This is a genomic window from Pseudarthrobacter phenanthrenivorans Sphe3 (assembly GCF_000189535.1).
In the GTDB taxonomy this organism is placed as follows: domain Bacteria; phylum Actinomycetota; class Actinomycetes; order Actinomycetales; family Micrococcaceae; genus Arthrobacter; species Arthrobacter phenanthrenivorans.
In genome coordinates this window covers 2705754-2719261 of sequence record NC_015145.1, presented here as the reverse complement: position 1 = coordinate 2719261, position 13508 = coordinate 2705754, and the positions used below count along the sequence as shown (strand labels likewise).

The 13508-nt window shown below is 58.1% G+C and carries 9 protein-coding genes and 3 pseudogenes; 7 read left to right on the top strand and 5 right to left on the bottom strand.

Annotated elements, in window-relative coordinates; all coding sequences use genetic code 11:
- Positions 1 to 142: 142 nt before the first annotated feature.
- From ASPHE3_RS12615 to wecB, 3 genes are read left to right on the top strand one after another with little or no spacing between them, the layout of a single operon-like run.
- Positions 143 to 2167: a DUF6541 family protein gene (locus ASPHE3_RS12615; RefSeq protein WP_322786472.1), complete on the top strand. Its 2025-nt coding sequence runs from the start codon at positions 143 to 145 to the stop codon at positions 2165 to 2167.
- Positions 2168 to 2192: 25 nt separating this feature from the next.
- Positions 2193 to 3284, top strand: coding sequence for a polysaccharide biosynthesis C-terminal domain-containing protein (locus ASPHE3_RS12610; RefSeq protein WP_013601592.1), 1092 nt, complete (start codon positions 2193 to 2195; stop codon positions 3282 to 3284).
- A complete protein-coding gene (wecB, locus tag ASPHE3_RS12605) occupies positions 3281 to 4432 on the top strand; it encodes a non-hydrolyzing UDP-N-acetylglucosamine 2-epimerase (RefSeq protein ID WP_013601591.1) in 1152 nt (383 codons plus the stop codon). Before ASPHE3_RS12610 ends, wecB begins: the two co-directional genes overlap by 4 nt.
- Positions 4433 to 4613: 181 nt before the next feature.
- Here wecB and ASPHE3_RS22995 read toward each other — a convergent pair.
- Positions 4614 to 4780: pseudogene (locus ASPHE3_RS22995) on the bottom strand (transposase); the annotation flags it as partial.
- 166 nt (positions 4781 to 4946) lie between these two features.
- Between ASPHE3_RS22995 and ASPHE3_RS21540 the strand changes: the two are divergent.
- Positions 4947 to 5639 (top strand): annotated as a pseudogene (locus ASPHE3_RS21540) (IS30 family transposase); the annotation flags it as partial.
- A 14-nt stretch (positions 5640 to 5653) separates the two neighbouring features.
- Here the strand turns inward: ASPHE3_RS21540 and ASPHE3_RS12600 are convergent.
- Positions 5654 to 6856 carry an IS110 family RNA-guided transposase gene (locus ASPHE3_RS12600; RefSeq protein WP_013599339.1) on the bottom strand — a complete coding sequence of 401 codons (1203 nt, stop codon included), beginning with the start codon at positions 6854 to 6856 and terminating at the stop codon, positions 5654 to 5656.
- A gap of 237 nt (positions 6857 to 7093) precedes the next feature.
- Here ASPHE3_RS12600 and ASPHE3_RS21535 point away from each other — a divergent pair.
- Positions 7094 to 7555 (top strand): annotated as a pseudogene (locus ASPHE3_RS21535) (IS30 family transposase); the annotation flags it as partial.
- A 556-nt stretch (positions 7556 to 8111) separates the two neighbouring features.
- On the opposite strand, the gene ASPHE3_RS12595 reads toward ASPHE3_RS21535, so the two are convergent.
- From ASPHE3_RS12595 to ASPHE3_RS12585, 3 genes are all read right to left on the bottom strand, one after another.
- Positions 8112 to 9401: an ISL3 family transposase gene (locus ASPHE3_RS12595; RefSeq protein WP_013601589.1), complete on the bottom strand. Its 1290-nt coding sequence runs from the start codon at positions 9399 to 9401 to the stop codon at positions 8112 to 8114.
- A gap of 348 nt (positions 9402 to 9749) precedes the next feature.
- Complete coding sequence (locus ASPHE3_RS12590) at positions 9750 to 10985, bottom strand: glycosyltransferase family 4 protein (RefSeq protein ID WP_254362866.1); 1236 nt, start codon at positions 10983 to 10985, stop codon at positions 9750 to 9752.
- A complete protein-coding gene (locus tag ASPHE3_RS12585) occupies positions 10976 to 12007 on the bottom strand; it encodes a polysaccharide biosynthesis protein (RefSeq protein ID WP_013601587.1) in 1032 nt (343 codons plus the stop codon). Before ASPHE3_RS12585 ends, ASPHE3_RS12590 begins: the two co-directional genes overlap by 10 nt.
- A 170-nt stretch (positions 12008 to 12177) precedes the next feature.
- Between ASPHE3_RS12585 and ASPHE3_RS12580 the strand changes: the two genes are divergently transcribed.
- Positions 12178 to 12918 (top strand): glycosyltransferase family 2 protein, encoded by a 741-nt coding sequence (locus ASPHE3_RS12580; RefSeq protein ID WP_041652158.1) that lies wholly within the window; start codon positions 12178 to 12180, stop codon positions 12916 to 12918.
- Positions 12918 to 13391, top strand: a complete 474-nt coding sequence (locus ASPHE3_RS12575) for a DUF2304 domain-containing protein (protein ID WP_013601585.1) — start codon at positions 12918 to 12920, stop codon at positions 13389 to 13391. Before ASPHE3_RS12580 ends, ASPHE3_RS12575 begins: the two co-directional genes overlap by 1 nt.
- The last annotated feature ends 117 nt before the right edge of the window (positions 13392 to 13508 follow it).

The window sequence follows — 13508 nt, the reverse complement described above, 5'->3', positions numbered from 1 at the left end:
TTCCACCCCATTTGAAGGAACAGCACATTCGTCAAGTTCTTTGCATCAAACTTGGCGTCCGACTCTGCCTGTGCATCGGGAGAGCACCGCCGTCGTCTAGTAGGATTCGGTAGGCGGCTTATGACGAAGATCCGACGGTCTGGTGCACGTCCACTCAAACTACTTGGAGGGTTTTCTTTTGTCGTGGTGGTCAGTAGGTCCGCATCTACTTTTTGCGATCGGCGTTCTATTCGTCCCCGGGGCAATTGTCGTCTCTGCCAGCCGGGTTCGTGGTGTGGCGCTGTTTGCCATAGCTCCACCTATCTCGGTGACCATCGTCGCGGTCTCTGCCCTGATGGCTCCGCTGATTGGCATGGAGTGGTCACTTCTGCCAGTCTTCGTTTTAACTGCCCTGATGGCGGCAGTTGCGTGGGCAGCCGCTAGGTGGTCCGCAGGGCCGTCGGAGGCCGGGAAGTTTTTTCTTGGTCCGGTCGAGTGGCAAATCGGTCTCGGTCATGCGGCCGCGGTGCTGATTGCTGCCTTTCTGATCGGCAGACGGCTTGTTGGCGCCTTCGGCCGTCCTGAGTCGTTTTCGCAGACATTTGACAACGTCTTTCACCTCAATGCTGTGCGCTACATCCTCGAAACAGGACAAGGTTCTTCCATCACCGTTAGTTCGATGACGGGCGGGGATTTCTACCCGGCTGCTTGGCATGATCTAGTCGCTCTGCTCGCGGCCACTACGGGTGCAGATATCACCGTGTCCGTGAACGTCGTAAACCTCGTTGTCGCCTCCGTTTGCTGGCCCCTTGGATGCATCGTCCTGGCCCATCAGCTTCTCGGCAAACGTGTTGCCGTTAGTGTCGCGGCAGGCATTCTGTCCGCAGCGTTCGGAGCCTTTCCGTTGCTGCTTTTGGATTTCGGTGTCCTGTATCCGAATTTCCTTGGAAATGCGCTGCTTCCGGTGGCAGTGGCTTTGGGGGTCCAGGCTTTAGGGCTGACAAGTTCCAAGTCGGGCTCCGCACTGGTCACTTGGTTGCTGTTTGTTTCAGTACTTCCGGGTCTCACCTTGGCGCACCCTAGCAGCACCATGGCGCTGCTAGCGCTGATGATACCTCCGTTCTTGATCCTGTGGACGAGGTTCACAGCAAGAATTACTCGAGGGTCCCGCCGTCCTGCGGTGTCCTTGATGGGAGCCTTTTTCCTGCTTCTCCTCGGACTCGGGATGGCTGCTGCTGCCTGGAAGAAGGTTCGGCCCCCGGAGATAGCAGCGTTCTGGCCTCCGGTGGAAACAACGGGTCGTGCTATCGGCGAGGTGATTACGAGTTCCGCTATTGGACGTTCTGTCTCGTGGGCTGTGATGGCTCTTGCCCTCACAGGACTTATCGTGCTGATCGTTCAACGCAAGCACCTTTGGCTGGTTGGAATGTATGGGGTGATTGCAGGTCTTTTCGTTGTCGTCGCTTCCTTCCCCTTTGGGGAGCTGCGGACCTTCTTAACTGGCGTCTGGTACAACGACCCGCCTCGGCTGGCTTCCCTGCTCCCTCTCGTCACTTTGCCGCTGGCCGTCGTAGGTGCCGTCCACAGCTGGGATAGGTTAGTGGCTCCGCTGGGCACTAGATACCTGTCATCGGAAAAAGTGCCTCTTTCGGCGCACCTCCGGCGAGCGCCGGGCTACGTGAGCTTATTCGTAGCTGGCATGGCTGTCGTCTTGCTTGTTGTCAGCACCCAGCAAGCCAACATCCGCGAGGCGGCAATTTCAGCATCGGGCGGATACCGGCTGGCTGACGATTCCCCACTGATTTCTTCAGACGAAATGGCCCTGCTCAAGAGGCTCCCCGAGAAACTTCCCGAGGACGCGACCCTGGTGGGGAATCCTTGGAACGGGAGTGCGTTGGCCTATGCCTTTACTGGCAGGGACCTTGCTCAGCTCCACATGCTCAGCAAGATGCCGGCAGGCTTAGAGCAGCTTTATACGTCACTGAATAAGGCAAACTCGGACCCATCTGTCTGCCCAATTGTTGAGCGCCTCCAGGTTGGCTACGTCCTGGATTTCGGTCACCGGGAAGTACACGGCGGCGACAACGGGTTCCGGGGTCTGGACAATCTGGAAGCGGCCGGGGTCGCCAAGCTGGTGGACGCTGAGGGCGAGGCAAAGGTTTACGAACTGATTGCCTGCGGAAAATGAGACTTCAAGGGAAGGGAATCCAGGTATGAAGATCGTGTTGACAGGAAGCAACGGCTTCCTTGGGTGGCATACACGTGTGTTGGCTCATAGCCTTGGCAAGGAGACTGAAGCACTTGCGCTGGGTGGCAAGTTCGACGACGCCGCCGCGGTCGCCGCCGTCGAACAGGCAGAGCTCCTCGTCCACGTGGCAGGGGTGAACCGGGGGGACGACGAGGCAGTGCGAAGCGGCAACATCCGTTTCGCCGAACAGCTTGCGGAAACGCTGGGGGCAGCTGGTTCGAAACCGGCGACGGTGGTTTACGCCAACTCCATTCAGGCGGGGAACGGCACCGCCTATGGCAGTGGTAAGGAAGAAGCAGGGAGGATCCTCAAGGCTGCCGCCGAACGGGCGGGCTCCCGCTTCGTCGATGTCAAGCTTCCCAATCTGTTCGGGGAGCACGGTACTCCCTTCTACAACTCCGTTGTGGCTACTTTTTGCCGCCTCGCTGCAGAAGGGAAGCCGCTGCAGGTGCAGGACGACAAGGATTTGCTCCTTTTGCACGTCCAAACTGCTGCTGAGGTGCTCCTGGGCGTTCATGAACCCGAGGACGCTCTCCGTCTTGCAACAAGCCGCCGGGTCAGCGAGGTCGCAAATCTCATTGAGTCAATGGCCGCGACCTACTCAAAGGGAACAATTCCGGACATCTCCCAGGCATTCGATAGGGACATGTTCAACACCTACCGGTCATTCTTGGTTGGCGACCGGCTGCCCATTCCCTTAGACCGTAAGGAAGACGAGCGAGGTGCGTTTTTTGAGGTAGTTCGCAGCAGCGGGGGAGAGGGCCAGTCCTCATTTTCAACCACGATGCCCGGCATCACCAGGGGGCAGCATTACCATCGGCGGAAAATTGAGCGGTTCACTGTACTGTCGGGGACTGCCGAAATCGCCATGCGTAGATTGTTCTCGGAAGAAGTAGTGACCTACAGGGTCGACGGCGAAAACCCTGTTGCCATTGATATGCCCACGATGTGGTCACACAACATCACCAACACTGGAACAGATAACCTTTACACCATGTTTTGGATCAGTGAACTTTTTGATCCAGCATCTCCCGACACTTTCCCGGAGGAAGTATGAGCGACCTAGGCCGCAAGCTAAAAGTATTGACCATTGTGGGCACCAGGCCGGAAATTATACGGTTGGCTGCCACAATCCGCCGGCTTGATCGTAGTACGGACCACGTGCTGGTCCACACGGGCCAGAACTACGACTACGAGTTGAACGAGGTTTTTTTCGAGGATCTGGGCCTGCGACGCCCGGATCACTTCCTGGAGGCGGACACCTCGTCCCTGGGTAGTGTTCTAGGCTCAATCCTGGCAAAGACCGAACAGGTGCTTTTGGTTGAGAAGCCTGACGCGATGCTTGTGTTGGGCGACACCAACAGCTGTATCTCCGCCCTCATGGCCAAGCGCCTTCGGATCCCGGTCTACCACATGGAGGCGGGTAACCGCTGCTTTGATGAGAACGTTCCCGAGGAAACGAACCGACGGTTGGTCGACCATGTTGCTGACTACAACCTCGTATATACAGAGCACGCCCGCAAGAACTTGCTCGCGGAGGGACTGCACCCTTCGCGTATTCTGCTGACGGGATCACCCATGAAAGAGGTCCTGCTAGGCAACGCCGGGGCCATCGAGGCCAGCGACGTTTTGGAAAGGCAGGAGTTGACTCCCGGGGGCTACTTCATGGTCAGCATTCACCGTGAAGAAAACGTTGACAGCCCCGAACGCCTTACGGAGATACTCAAGGCCCTGCAGTGCATTAGCGATAGCCACGAGATTCCTGTTCTCATCTCCACCCATCCGCGAACCCGGAAGCGGTTGGAAGATCAGCCTGAAGAATTGAAGCGCGGCCTGCGATTCCATCCGCCATTTGGTTTCAACGACTATGTGAAGCTCCAGAGGGAGGCCAAACTGGTTCTGTCGGACAGCGGCACGATCAGTGAAGAGTCTTCACTGTTGGGATTCCCAGCAGTGACTTTGAGGGACGCGATAGAACGCCCAGAATCACTGGATACCGCTGCAATCATCACCACTGGGGTGAAGTCGGATGCAATCGTTGATGCCATCGACATAGTTCTGGATCAGTTCGAAACAGACGGCCCACCTGTCATTCCCGCGGACTACCAGATTTCTGACACGTCACGTCGCGCCGTGAACTTCATCCGTTCAACCGCGCATAGCCACCACCAGAGGACCGGAATCTTCGTTAATATCAACCGGTAAACGCTGCTGGCAGGAAGGGTACGGGCGGTGGCAGCCAGAGCCCAGAAGGCATTTGGTCCTAGAAGTTGGTGGGGTCTGCGGAAGATGCGAGTGATTCTGCAGACCCATGGAAGGCATTCAAAACGGTGACTCAGAAACAGCCCTTCGCGGTTCGTCGTGAATGTTTTGCTGTGAGGGCTTTTCATGCCGCCGTTCCGGCGGCACTGAACAACAGGATGCGCTTTTGTAGTTGCGTGCGTTGTTGAATCCCCGACCAGTCCTCTTTATGTGCTGAGTCGTGGTGTTGTTGGCTTCCACTTTCCCGGTTGTCGCACCGGTGACAGTGAGCACTTCGATCTCTTTCCACCATCCGTGTCGGTGACGGTCGAAAACTGAGCCATAGTGACGGCTTGGCGTCTAGTGGTCGTTGCAACACCTGAGCTTTTAGGAGTTGCAATTGGCAGATATGAAACGACCACGAAAGTCACGGGGTGCCCCTCCAAAGAACGCTGCACGGGCTCACTATGATCAGCTGATGAAACAGGGAATGGGCAATTCCGAAGCGTGCCGAATCGTCGGAATCAGCCGTAGTTCCGGCACTCGATGGCGGCACGGCCACTCAGTTGTTCTGAAGTCCGGCGACGTCAAAAAGATCGCTCCTATCTCCCGTCTTAGACCAGCCGCGATTTCTGCCCGATTTCTCTCCGAGTCCGAACGGATCACGATCGCCGACCTCCTGCATGCCGGGCGGAGCATTCGCGCTATCGCAATGGAACTCGGGCGCAGTCCTTCAACTGTGAGCAGAGAGATTCGCCGGAATATTCACGAGCCCTCTGGCAACTACCGTCCGCGGACGGCCCAGCGCAGCGCCGAACGTAGACGGAGCCGCCAGCGGACCGGGAAGATCGCGGCCAACCCGGCGCTGCAGGAGTTCGTGCGTGAACATCTGAAGCAACGCTGGAGTCCCCGCCAGATCAGCAACCGTCTACGCGCTAATTTCCCGGGACAACCCGAGATGCACGTCGTGCCCGAGACTGTTTATCAAGCTCTCTATGGGCGTGGAAGCCTGGATTTGGCCGTGGACCCTGCAGTCTCGCTGCGCAGCGGTCGGACTGGCCGCCGGCCGCGCCGCCGAAAGGAGCACCGGACCAGGCGTTTCCCGGACATGGTGATGATCCGGGACAGGCCCGCGGAAGTCATCGGCAGACTAGTACCGGGGCATTGGGAATCTCAATGTTTCTGTCAAGCCGCCTGAGCGGTGATGCGTGGCATTGGTTCCTGGTAGATGGTGTGGTCACGGAGCATCGCCCAGAGGACGTTGATGCGACGTCTGGCGAGGGCGATGAGGGCCTGTTTATGCGACTTTCCTTCTCCGCGCTTCCGGTCGTAATAGGTTCTTGAGGCCGCGCTGTTCTTCAAGCTGGAGAGGGCGGCGAGGTAACAGGTCCGCAGGAGCCTGCGGTTAAAGCGACGTGGTCGGTGCAGGTTCCCGCTGATTCGTCCGGAATCGCGCGGGACGGGAGCCAGCCCCGCGACGCTGGCGAGCCGGTCGACTGAGTCAAACGCGTCCAGGTTGCCGCCGATGTTCGCGAGAAAAGTAGCTGCGAGTACGGGGCCGAAGCCCGGCATGGTGAGCAAAACATCGGCGCTGTCGTGCTTCCCGAACAGGTCCGTGATCTGGGCATCGATGCCGGCGATCTCCGCATCGAGAGTGCTGATTTGCCCGGCCAGCCGGACGACCAGGGCAGAGCCTGTGGTCTGAGTTGGCAGTACGGTGTGCTGGGAGTTTGCGGCTATCAGTGCCTTCTCTGCCATCTTGGCACTATTGCGGCAGCCGCGTTTCCTCAGCCAACCGGTGAGCCGAGCTAGTCCGATCCGCCGGATGCCCTCGGGTGTCTGGTAGCCGCCCAGGAGGACCAGGGGCGCCTGTTTGGAGTAGTCGAACGCACGCTCGAGAGCCGGGAAATATTCCAGCAAGGTGGCGCGGAGCCTGTTGATCGCCCGGACACGGTCGCAGATCAGATCCGTACGGCGGGCGGTGAGGAGCCGCAGGTCAACGCTGATCTGGTCCGTGCGGCGGACTGGTTGGAGGTCCGTGCGCATCCGTGCCTGGTCAGCGATGATCCTGGCATCTTTCGCGTCGGTCTTGCCATCTCCGCGGTAGGTCTCCGCAGCGTGATGCACGATCCGTCCAGGTATATAGAGCAGTTGCTGGGCGTGCGCGGCCAACAACTCGATCAACAGGGCCGCTCCGCCGGAATTCAGATCCGTGGCCCAGCAGACTTCGCCCCCGGCCGCGATCTCCGCGATCGTGGCTATGAGTTCGAGCACTGCGTTTTCGTCGTTCTCGACCCGTTTCGAGAGCAGCACGGTCCCCGTCTGATCGATCACGACGCAATGATGTGCTCTTTTGCCTGAGTCGATTCCTACCCAGAATGCCGGCATGTTCAGTCTCCTTCGATCAGCTCCAATTTCGGTTGGCCCTGTCGATAACTACGCCGGCACGTCCTTACCCAACGATCAATGTCGTAATTCTCAATCAGCGGTCGAGTCATCGGCGGGCAGCGGGCGGCCATTCCCAGTGAGCCATCCAAGCGGCAGGGCGACCTAGGCCATACCCGCCACCCGAGGGTGATCGAAACACTACGACAGCTCCGAAATCACCCACAACAAAATCGTAAGGAGGGCGATCTAATAATTGGGAAGGGCGGCCGCTCGGCCATCGCCACACTGGTCGAACGAACCACTCGCTTCATCATCCTCGTGCACCTGGCAGGAAACCGTGGTGCTGAGAATCTGCGCGATCGGCTAGCTGATTCGATGAACCCGCTCCCGCCGCACCTGCGCCGTTCTTTGACCTGGGATCAGGGGACTGAAATGGCTTGCCACCAGAGTTTTACGCGGCAGACGCTGATTCCGGTCTATTTCTGTGATCCCGCGAGCCCCTGGCAGCGCGGCTCAAACGAGAACACTAATGGCCTGCTCCGGCAGTACTTCCCGAAAGGAACAGACCTCGGCGTCCACAGCCCCGAACACCTCACGACGGTCGCCGCTGAACTCAACCGCAGACCACGCGAAATCCTGGGTTGGCAGAGTCCCGTAGAGCACCTGGCTAGACTGACTTCACCGGCGACCGAACCATAAATTGTTGCAACGACCGCTGAACTCCGCCGCCCACGAAATGGCTCAGTTTTCGACCGTCGCTGACAATCCGCAGCCCGAGCGCCAGAGCCGGTTCGTCTCCGGCTGCGCGGTACGCTCCACAGGGCCTGCAGCCGGTCTTTCGCACCGGGCGCGTCGGCGAGGGACCTTTTTGTGGCCAGACCACTTGGAAGGCCTGCAGGGGAATGTCATGCAGGCGTGGCGGTAGGCGGGAATGCACGCGGATGCTTATCGCGCTGCAGGACGGGCAGTTGGCCTCGGTCGTGGGAACGACACGTATCCCCCGCTGCCTGAGAACGAGGATCTCCGATCGGTGAACAGTAGTCCGGCAGGTTGAAAGTGGCGGCGACAGCATCGGGGCGCGGCGATGTTGGCTCGATCAAGGCTCGTAGCTCCTGGCTTGATGAATGCGTAGCGAACAGACATCACAGCAGGGCTACGAGCCCTTTAGCTTTCAAGAGACGGAAACCTGTTTCACCATCTGCCAAGAAAAGCGGCTCTTCACGGTTCGTGGTGAACGTTCTGCCGTGAGGGATGTTCATGCCGCTGTTCTGGCGGCACTGCGCAACAGGATACGCGTTTTGTAGTTGCGTGCGTTGGTGAATCCCCGGCCAGTCCTTTTTATGTGTTTGATCGCGGTGTTGTTGGCTTCCACTTTCGCGGTTGTCGCACCGGTGACAATGAGGACTTCGATCTCTTTCCACCACCTGCAGACCGTGCGCCAGAGCCGGTTCGTCTCCGGCTGCGCGGCTCGCTCGACCAGGACCTGCAACCGGTCTTTCGCGGCGGCTGCGTCGGCAAGAGAGCCGGTAGTCAGCAGGGCCCGGAGCTGTTCCTTGACAAGCCACGCTGCCTGCAATTTCCCGGTGGCATCGTCGGTTGCGAACACGGTGCTGAGCCTGTCCCGTGCCCGGTCCGAGAGTGTGTCCCCGGCGCGCAGGAGCAGTCGCCGGTTGGCCCAGACCGGGTCAACGGAGCGCCCCCGCCGACCATGGGTCTGCTGGGTGAGTCGTTGACGGACTTCGGTGAGCATGTCGTTGCCGAGCTTGACCAGGTGGAACGCGTCGACCGAGACAGCGGTGCGTGGCAGCCACATCCGCAGGGCCTTGCGGAACGCCGCCGAGGGGTCGATGGCAACGACCTGCACGCCCAGGCGCCACTGAAGCGGACGGGCGAACAGCCAGTCCCCGACGCCCTCACTGTCGCGGCCATCCACGATGCCAAGGACTTGTCCGGTGTCGAGATCGACAATGGTGGTCATCCAGGGTTCGTAGCGTTTCCAGGCCTTGGTGGCGGGGTCGCGGAAGAACCGCACGGACCGGTAGCGGTGTTCATCGATGCCGAGCATCCGCGGGGCCAGGGCATCTACATCAGGCAGCGTCAGCGCCGCCGAATCCAGAGCCCGCTGGACCAGCCACCACGAGACACCGAACGAAGCGGCGGCCTCCGCGGCGGCCCTGCCGGAGCCGATGACGGCAGCCACCAGGGCCTCACGGAGCCGGCGGGTGGACCGTGCCCGGCGCGGGACCTGGGTGGTCTCTTCAGTGAATGTCCGGCGGGGGCACAGGTACTCATCGCAGAAGAATCTCCGCTTGGCCCAGACTACTTCGACCGGCCCGGCGACAGGAATGTCCCGCAACCGTTGTGGCCGACGGGAATGAGCCCGGGTGCTGATCACGCCACACGACGGGCAACCGGCCTCTGTGGTGGCCACGACCCGGATCCGCCGCTGGCCGAAGGAGAGGACCTCGGTGCCGGTGACTCGGTAGTCGGGCAGGTTGAAAATGGCGGTGGCAGCATCGGGGCGCGGCGAAGTAGGCTCGATCAAGGCTCGTAGCTCCTGACTCTTGATGAATGCGTAGAGAACATCCATCACAGCAGGGCTACGAGCCCTTCAGCTTTCAAGACACGGAACCCGTTTCACCACCAACCGCGAAGAGCCAGAAAAGCCGGCCACCGGAAGCGGCGCGGGCGTCGAACGCAACTTCAACATGGTCAAACGGTCGATGGCCGTGGCCCCGCGCTACGACAAACTCCGGCTCACCTATCGCGGCGTAGCTGTTCTCCGGGCGATCAGTATCTGGCTGGCAGCCTTAGAAGAAACGCCCTAGTGGCGACTAGCTATCGGGCAGCCGAGGCATCAGAAACGGTGGCAAAAAGTGGCGGTCCAAATTTGTCACTTCAGGAGAAAACTCTTCAGACGCTCCAAGACAATGCTACGTTCTAAATTAGCGAAGTGGTAGGCCTTGCCCCGCACTCCGAACTCCCGCCTCTGGTCAGCAGACATCTTGTATACTTTTCGGATATTGTTTGCCAACGCTGTGGAATCGGCAGCTGGGCCGACGAACCCGCATTTCGCCTCGTCTTCTACCAGCCTGCGAACCTCCCCGTCCATTGCAAGGACCACCGGGCGGCCCGAGGCAATGTATGACATCACCTTGGCAGGCACGGTGGCCTCCAATAGTTCGCTCTTGACAAGGCAACCCACTAAAACATCAGCCAGGGTCGTGTACTTGGGAATGTCGTGCACGGGACGGTGCCCTTCAAAGCGGAAACGGTTTCCAAGACCTCGACGCTTGACTTCCATCTCAACGTCCCGGCGACTCATACCATCCCCAACAATGACCCAAGATATGTCTGTAAGCCCCTCTGAATTCAGGATCTCCGCCGCGTCTATTATTGTTTCAAAGGACTGGGCCGGACTAATGTTCCCAGTAAAAACGACCTTAAATTCGTTTCCAAGGGCGTCAGCGATCTCCGGGTCGTAGATCTCACGCTCATAAAGACTTTCGCAAGCCTGCGGAACAACAACAATCTTCTCATCCGCGACACCGGAAATATCCTGGATCTTGGACCGCATCTGGTCAGACAGAACTACCATTTTGTCAGGTTGCCTGTAGTGCCAATGCGATACGCTTTCGGCGAGTCGGCGGAATATGACATTCCGCACTTTCAGCACCGAGAACAAGTTTTCCGGCCAAAGGTCGAGTACGTACATCGTCGATTCTATCCGGCGAAGCTTGGACAAGATTATTCCGGAGATCGACATCATCACGGGGGACAGCTGATATAGCAATATTTTATCGTACTGCCCAAACATAAGACGCGGCAAGTGCAGAAGACTAGCAAGGGGAAACGAGATATAGTTTAAGAAAATCCGCAGGTTCGAATTGTTCCCCCGCGGTATTTCGGGTACCCGGTAAACAAGAACACCATTATGTTCTTCCCTATAGGGGCCCCTCCAGGAGTAGCCGGGGAAGAACTGCCCTTTTGGGTAATTCGGAAGGCCACAAAGAACTTCTACTTCGACACCATTGGAAACCAAGTAGTCACAGATGTCGTTAATGCGAAACGACTCCGGCCAATAGTGTTGACCAACTACCAGAACCCTTGGCTTACGGTTCACGACCACGAAGCCGACCTGATGGAAGACAGGAGATCTTGGATGTACTCAGTCGTCTTAACCTTTTCTATGATTTCATCGACCGTCAGCTGCTGCGTGTTGTGGGACGTGTACTCCTCGAGCGTCTCGCTCACGTTGTCGCCGGAGTCGAAGAACTTCTCGTAATTTAGGTCCCTTGTGTCGGCAGGCACTCGGAAGTAGTCTCCAAGGTCTTCAGATTTTGCTCTCTCCTCCCTCGTAAGGAGGGTTTCGTGAGCCTTTTCACCATGGCGCGTGCCGATGACGTTAATCTCAGAATCAGAGTTGAACAAAATTTTCATGGCCGCAGCCAGATCGCCTACCGTAGACGCATCCGCCTTCTGCACGAACAGATCACCTTGGTTTGCATGCTCGAAGGCAAAAAGCACTAGCTTAACCGCTTCGTCCAGGTTCATCAGAAAGCGAGTCATATGAGGATCCGTCACCGTAAGCGGCTTACCGGCCCGGATCTGGTCAGCAAACAACGGTATGACTGATCCGCGCGAAGCCATCACGTTCCCGTACCGTGTGCAGGCAATTAATGTCTCGCTGGCTTCCACGTTGCGGGACTTGGCAATTACGACCTTCTCCATCATGGCCTTGGAAGTACCCATCGCGTTGATCGGATACGCCGCCTTGTCCGTGGACAGGCAGATCACTTTCTTCACGCCTGCGTCGATCGCGGCTGTAAGTACGTTGTCCGTCCCAAGGACATTAGTCTTGACTGCCTCCATGGGAAAGAACTCACAGGACGGAACCTGCTTGAGGGCTGCTGCATGGAAAACGTAGTCTACTCGGCGCATGGCTTCGCGTACGCTGTCTATGTTACGAACATCACCGATGTAGAACTTGAGCTTGTCGTTGTTGTAGGCCTTACGCATGTCATCCTGCTTCTTCTCGTCACGGGAGAAGATGCGGATTTCGCCTATGTCAGTGTGAAGGAAGTGCTTCAGAACAGTGTTACCAAAGGAGCCAGTTCCTCCAGTAATCAAAAGTGTCTTGCCCTTGAACAACGTTTCTCCTCGGTTGGCGATAGCGGGTGGCTGATGGCTGCGAACGCGCCTGCAACCGTTAAATGGTACCAGCGGCGCCCTCAACGGCGTCGCCGGAGCCACTTGACATGGGCGAGGGCGTGCCACCGGCCAAATTCAGCCCGTGCTCGTTTCCGCGTAGAATCGCAATCATGCTTAGCCCAAAAACCCGACGCGTACTCGTGATCATGCCAGCTTGGAACGAAGGCGAATCAGTGGGACAGACGGTTTCTGAGGTACTCAACATGAATGAAGGGTACGACGTACTGGTGGTTGACGATGGGTCCAAGGATGCCACTGCTTCGATCGCCGAGGCGGCCGGAGCCACCGTTCTCCGGCTTCCGTTCAACATGGGCGTGGGCGGGGCGATGCGGGCTGGCTTCAAATACGCGGACCGATATGGCTATGAGGCGGTCATACAAGTGGATGCTGATGGACAGCACGATCCACGTGAGATAGCTGCGGTACTGGACGGCCTTGAAACAGCAGATATCTCCATTGGGGCCCGCTTTGCCGCCAAGGGCGACTACAAAGTCGCGGGACCTCGGCGGTGGGCAATGGTGTTCCTTGCAGCAGTAATCTCCGCGTTGGCGCACACAAAGCTAACGGACGTAACGTCCGGCTTCCGGGCTGGGAACAAACGAGCCATTGCGCAGTATTTGGACCACTACCCAGCTGAGTACTTAGGAGACACCATCGACTCACTGGTCGTAGCTATCAAGTCTGGTTGCATCGTTACGCAGATACCCGTGGCCATGCGTCCCCGCCAAGGTGGAACGCCCAGCCACAATCCTGCCAAGTCTGCCGTCTACCTCCTGCGCTCGGTCTTTGCCCTGTTGTTTGCCATCACTCGAAAACGGTCCCGAATCGCCGCACAGGAAGGCCCTGCCTGATGGGAAACACCATCGCCCCATTTATCTTCGCTCTGCTAATGGTGGGGATAGTGCTTGAACTTGTTCGGCGCAAAGTTTTTCGCGAAAAGTACGCAGCGCTTTGGCTTATCATCGGAATCGGCGCGCTCGTCTTGGCCGGCTGGCCTGGTCTGCTCTCGGAGGTAAGTAAGTTCCTCGGTGTGCAGGTCGCGTCAAATTTACTGTTTGCTCTTTGTATCGTGCTTCTACTCGGCGTTTGTCTTCATCTGTCGTGGGAGCTATCAGTGGTAGAGGATGAAAACCGGACTTTGGCTGAGGAAGTAGCGATCCTGAGGAGCGCCGTCGAACGGATCGATATGCAATTGAATCGTGTGGCTCCCGCCAGAAAAGCGCTAGATGAGTCCCTGCACACATCCAAGCCGTCGCATGCCGCCGCGAACCCGGATGCCACAACACGGGAAGCGCCTTATAGCAGACACTCCGTCGAGGGCTGATGGAGTACTATACTAGGGTCAACTTTCGTACTTCTTGGAATACTGCTGGCGCAACCCCGGGATTATGCGGGGTGCGAGATATAAGGAATTCCCGGTAGGCGGTCTACCTTAGGGGAA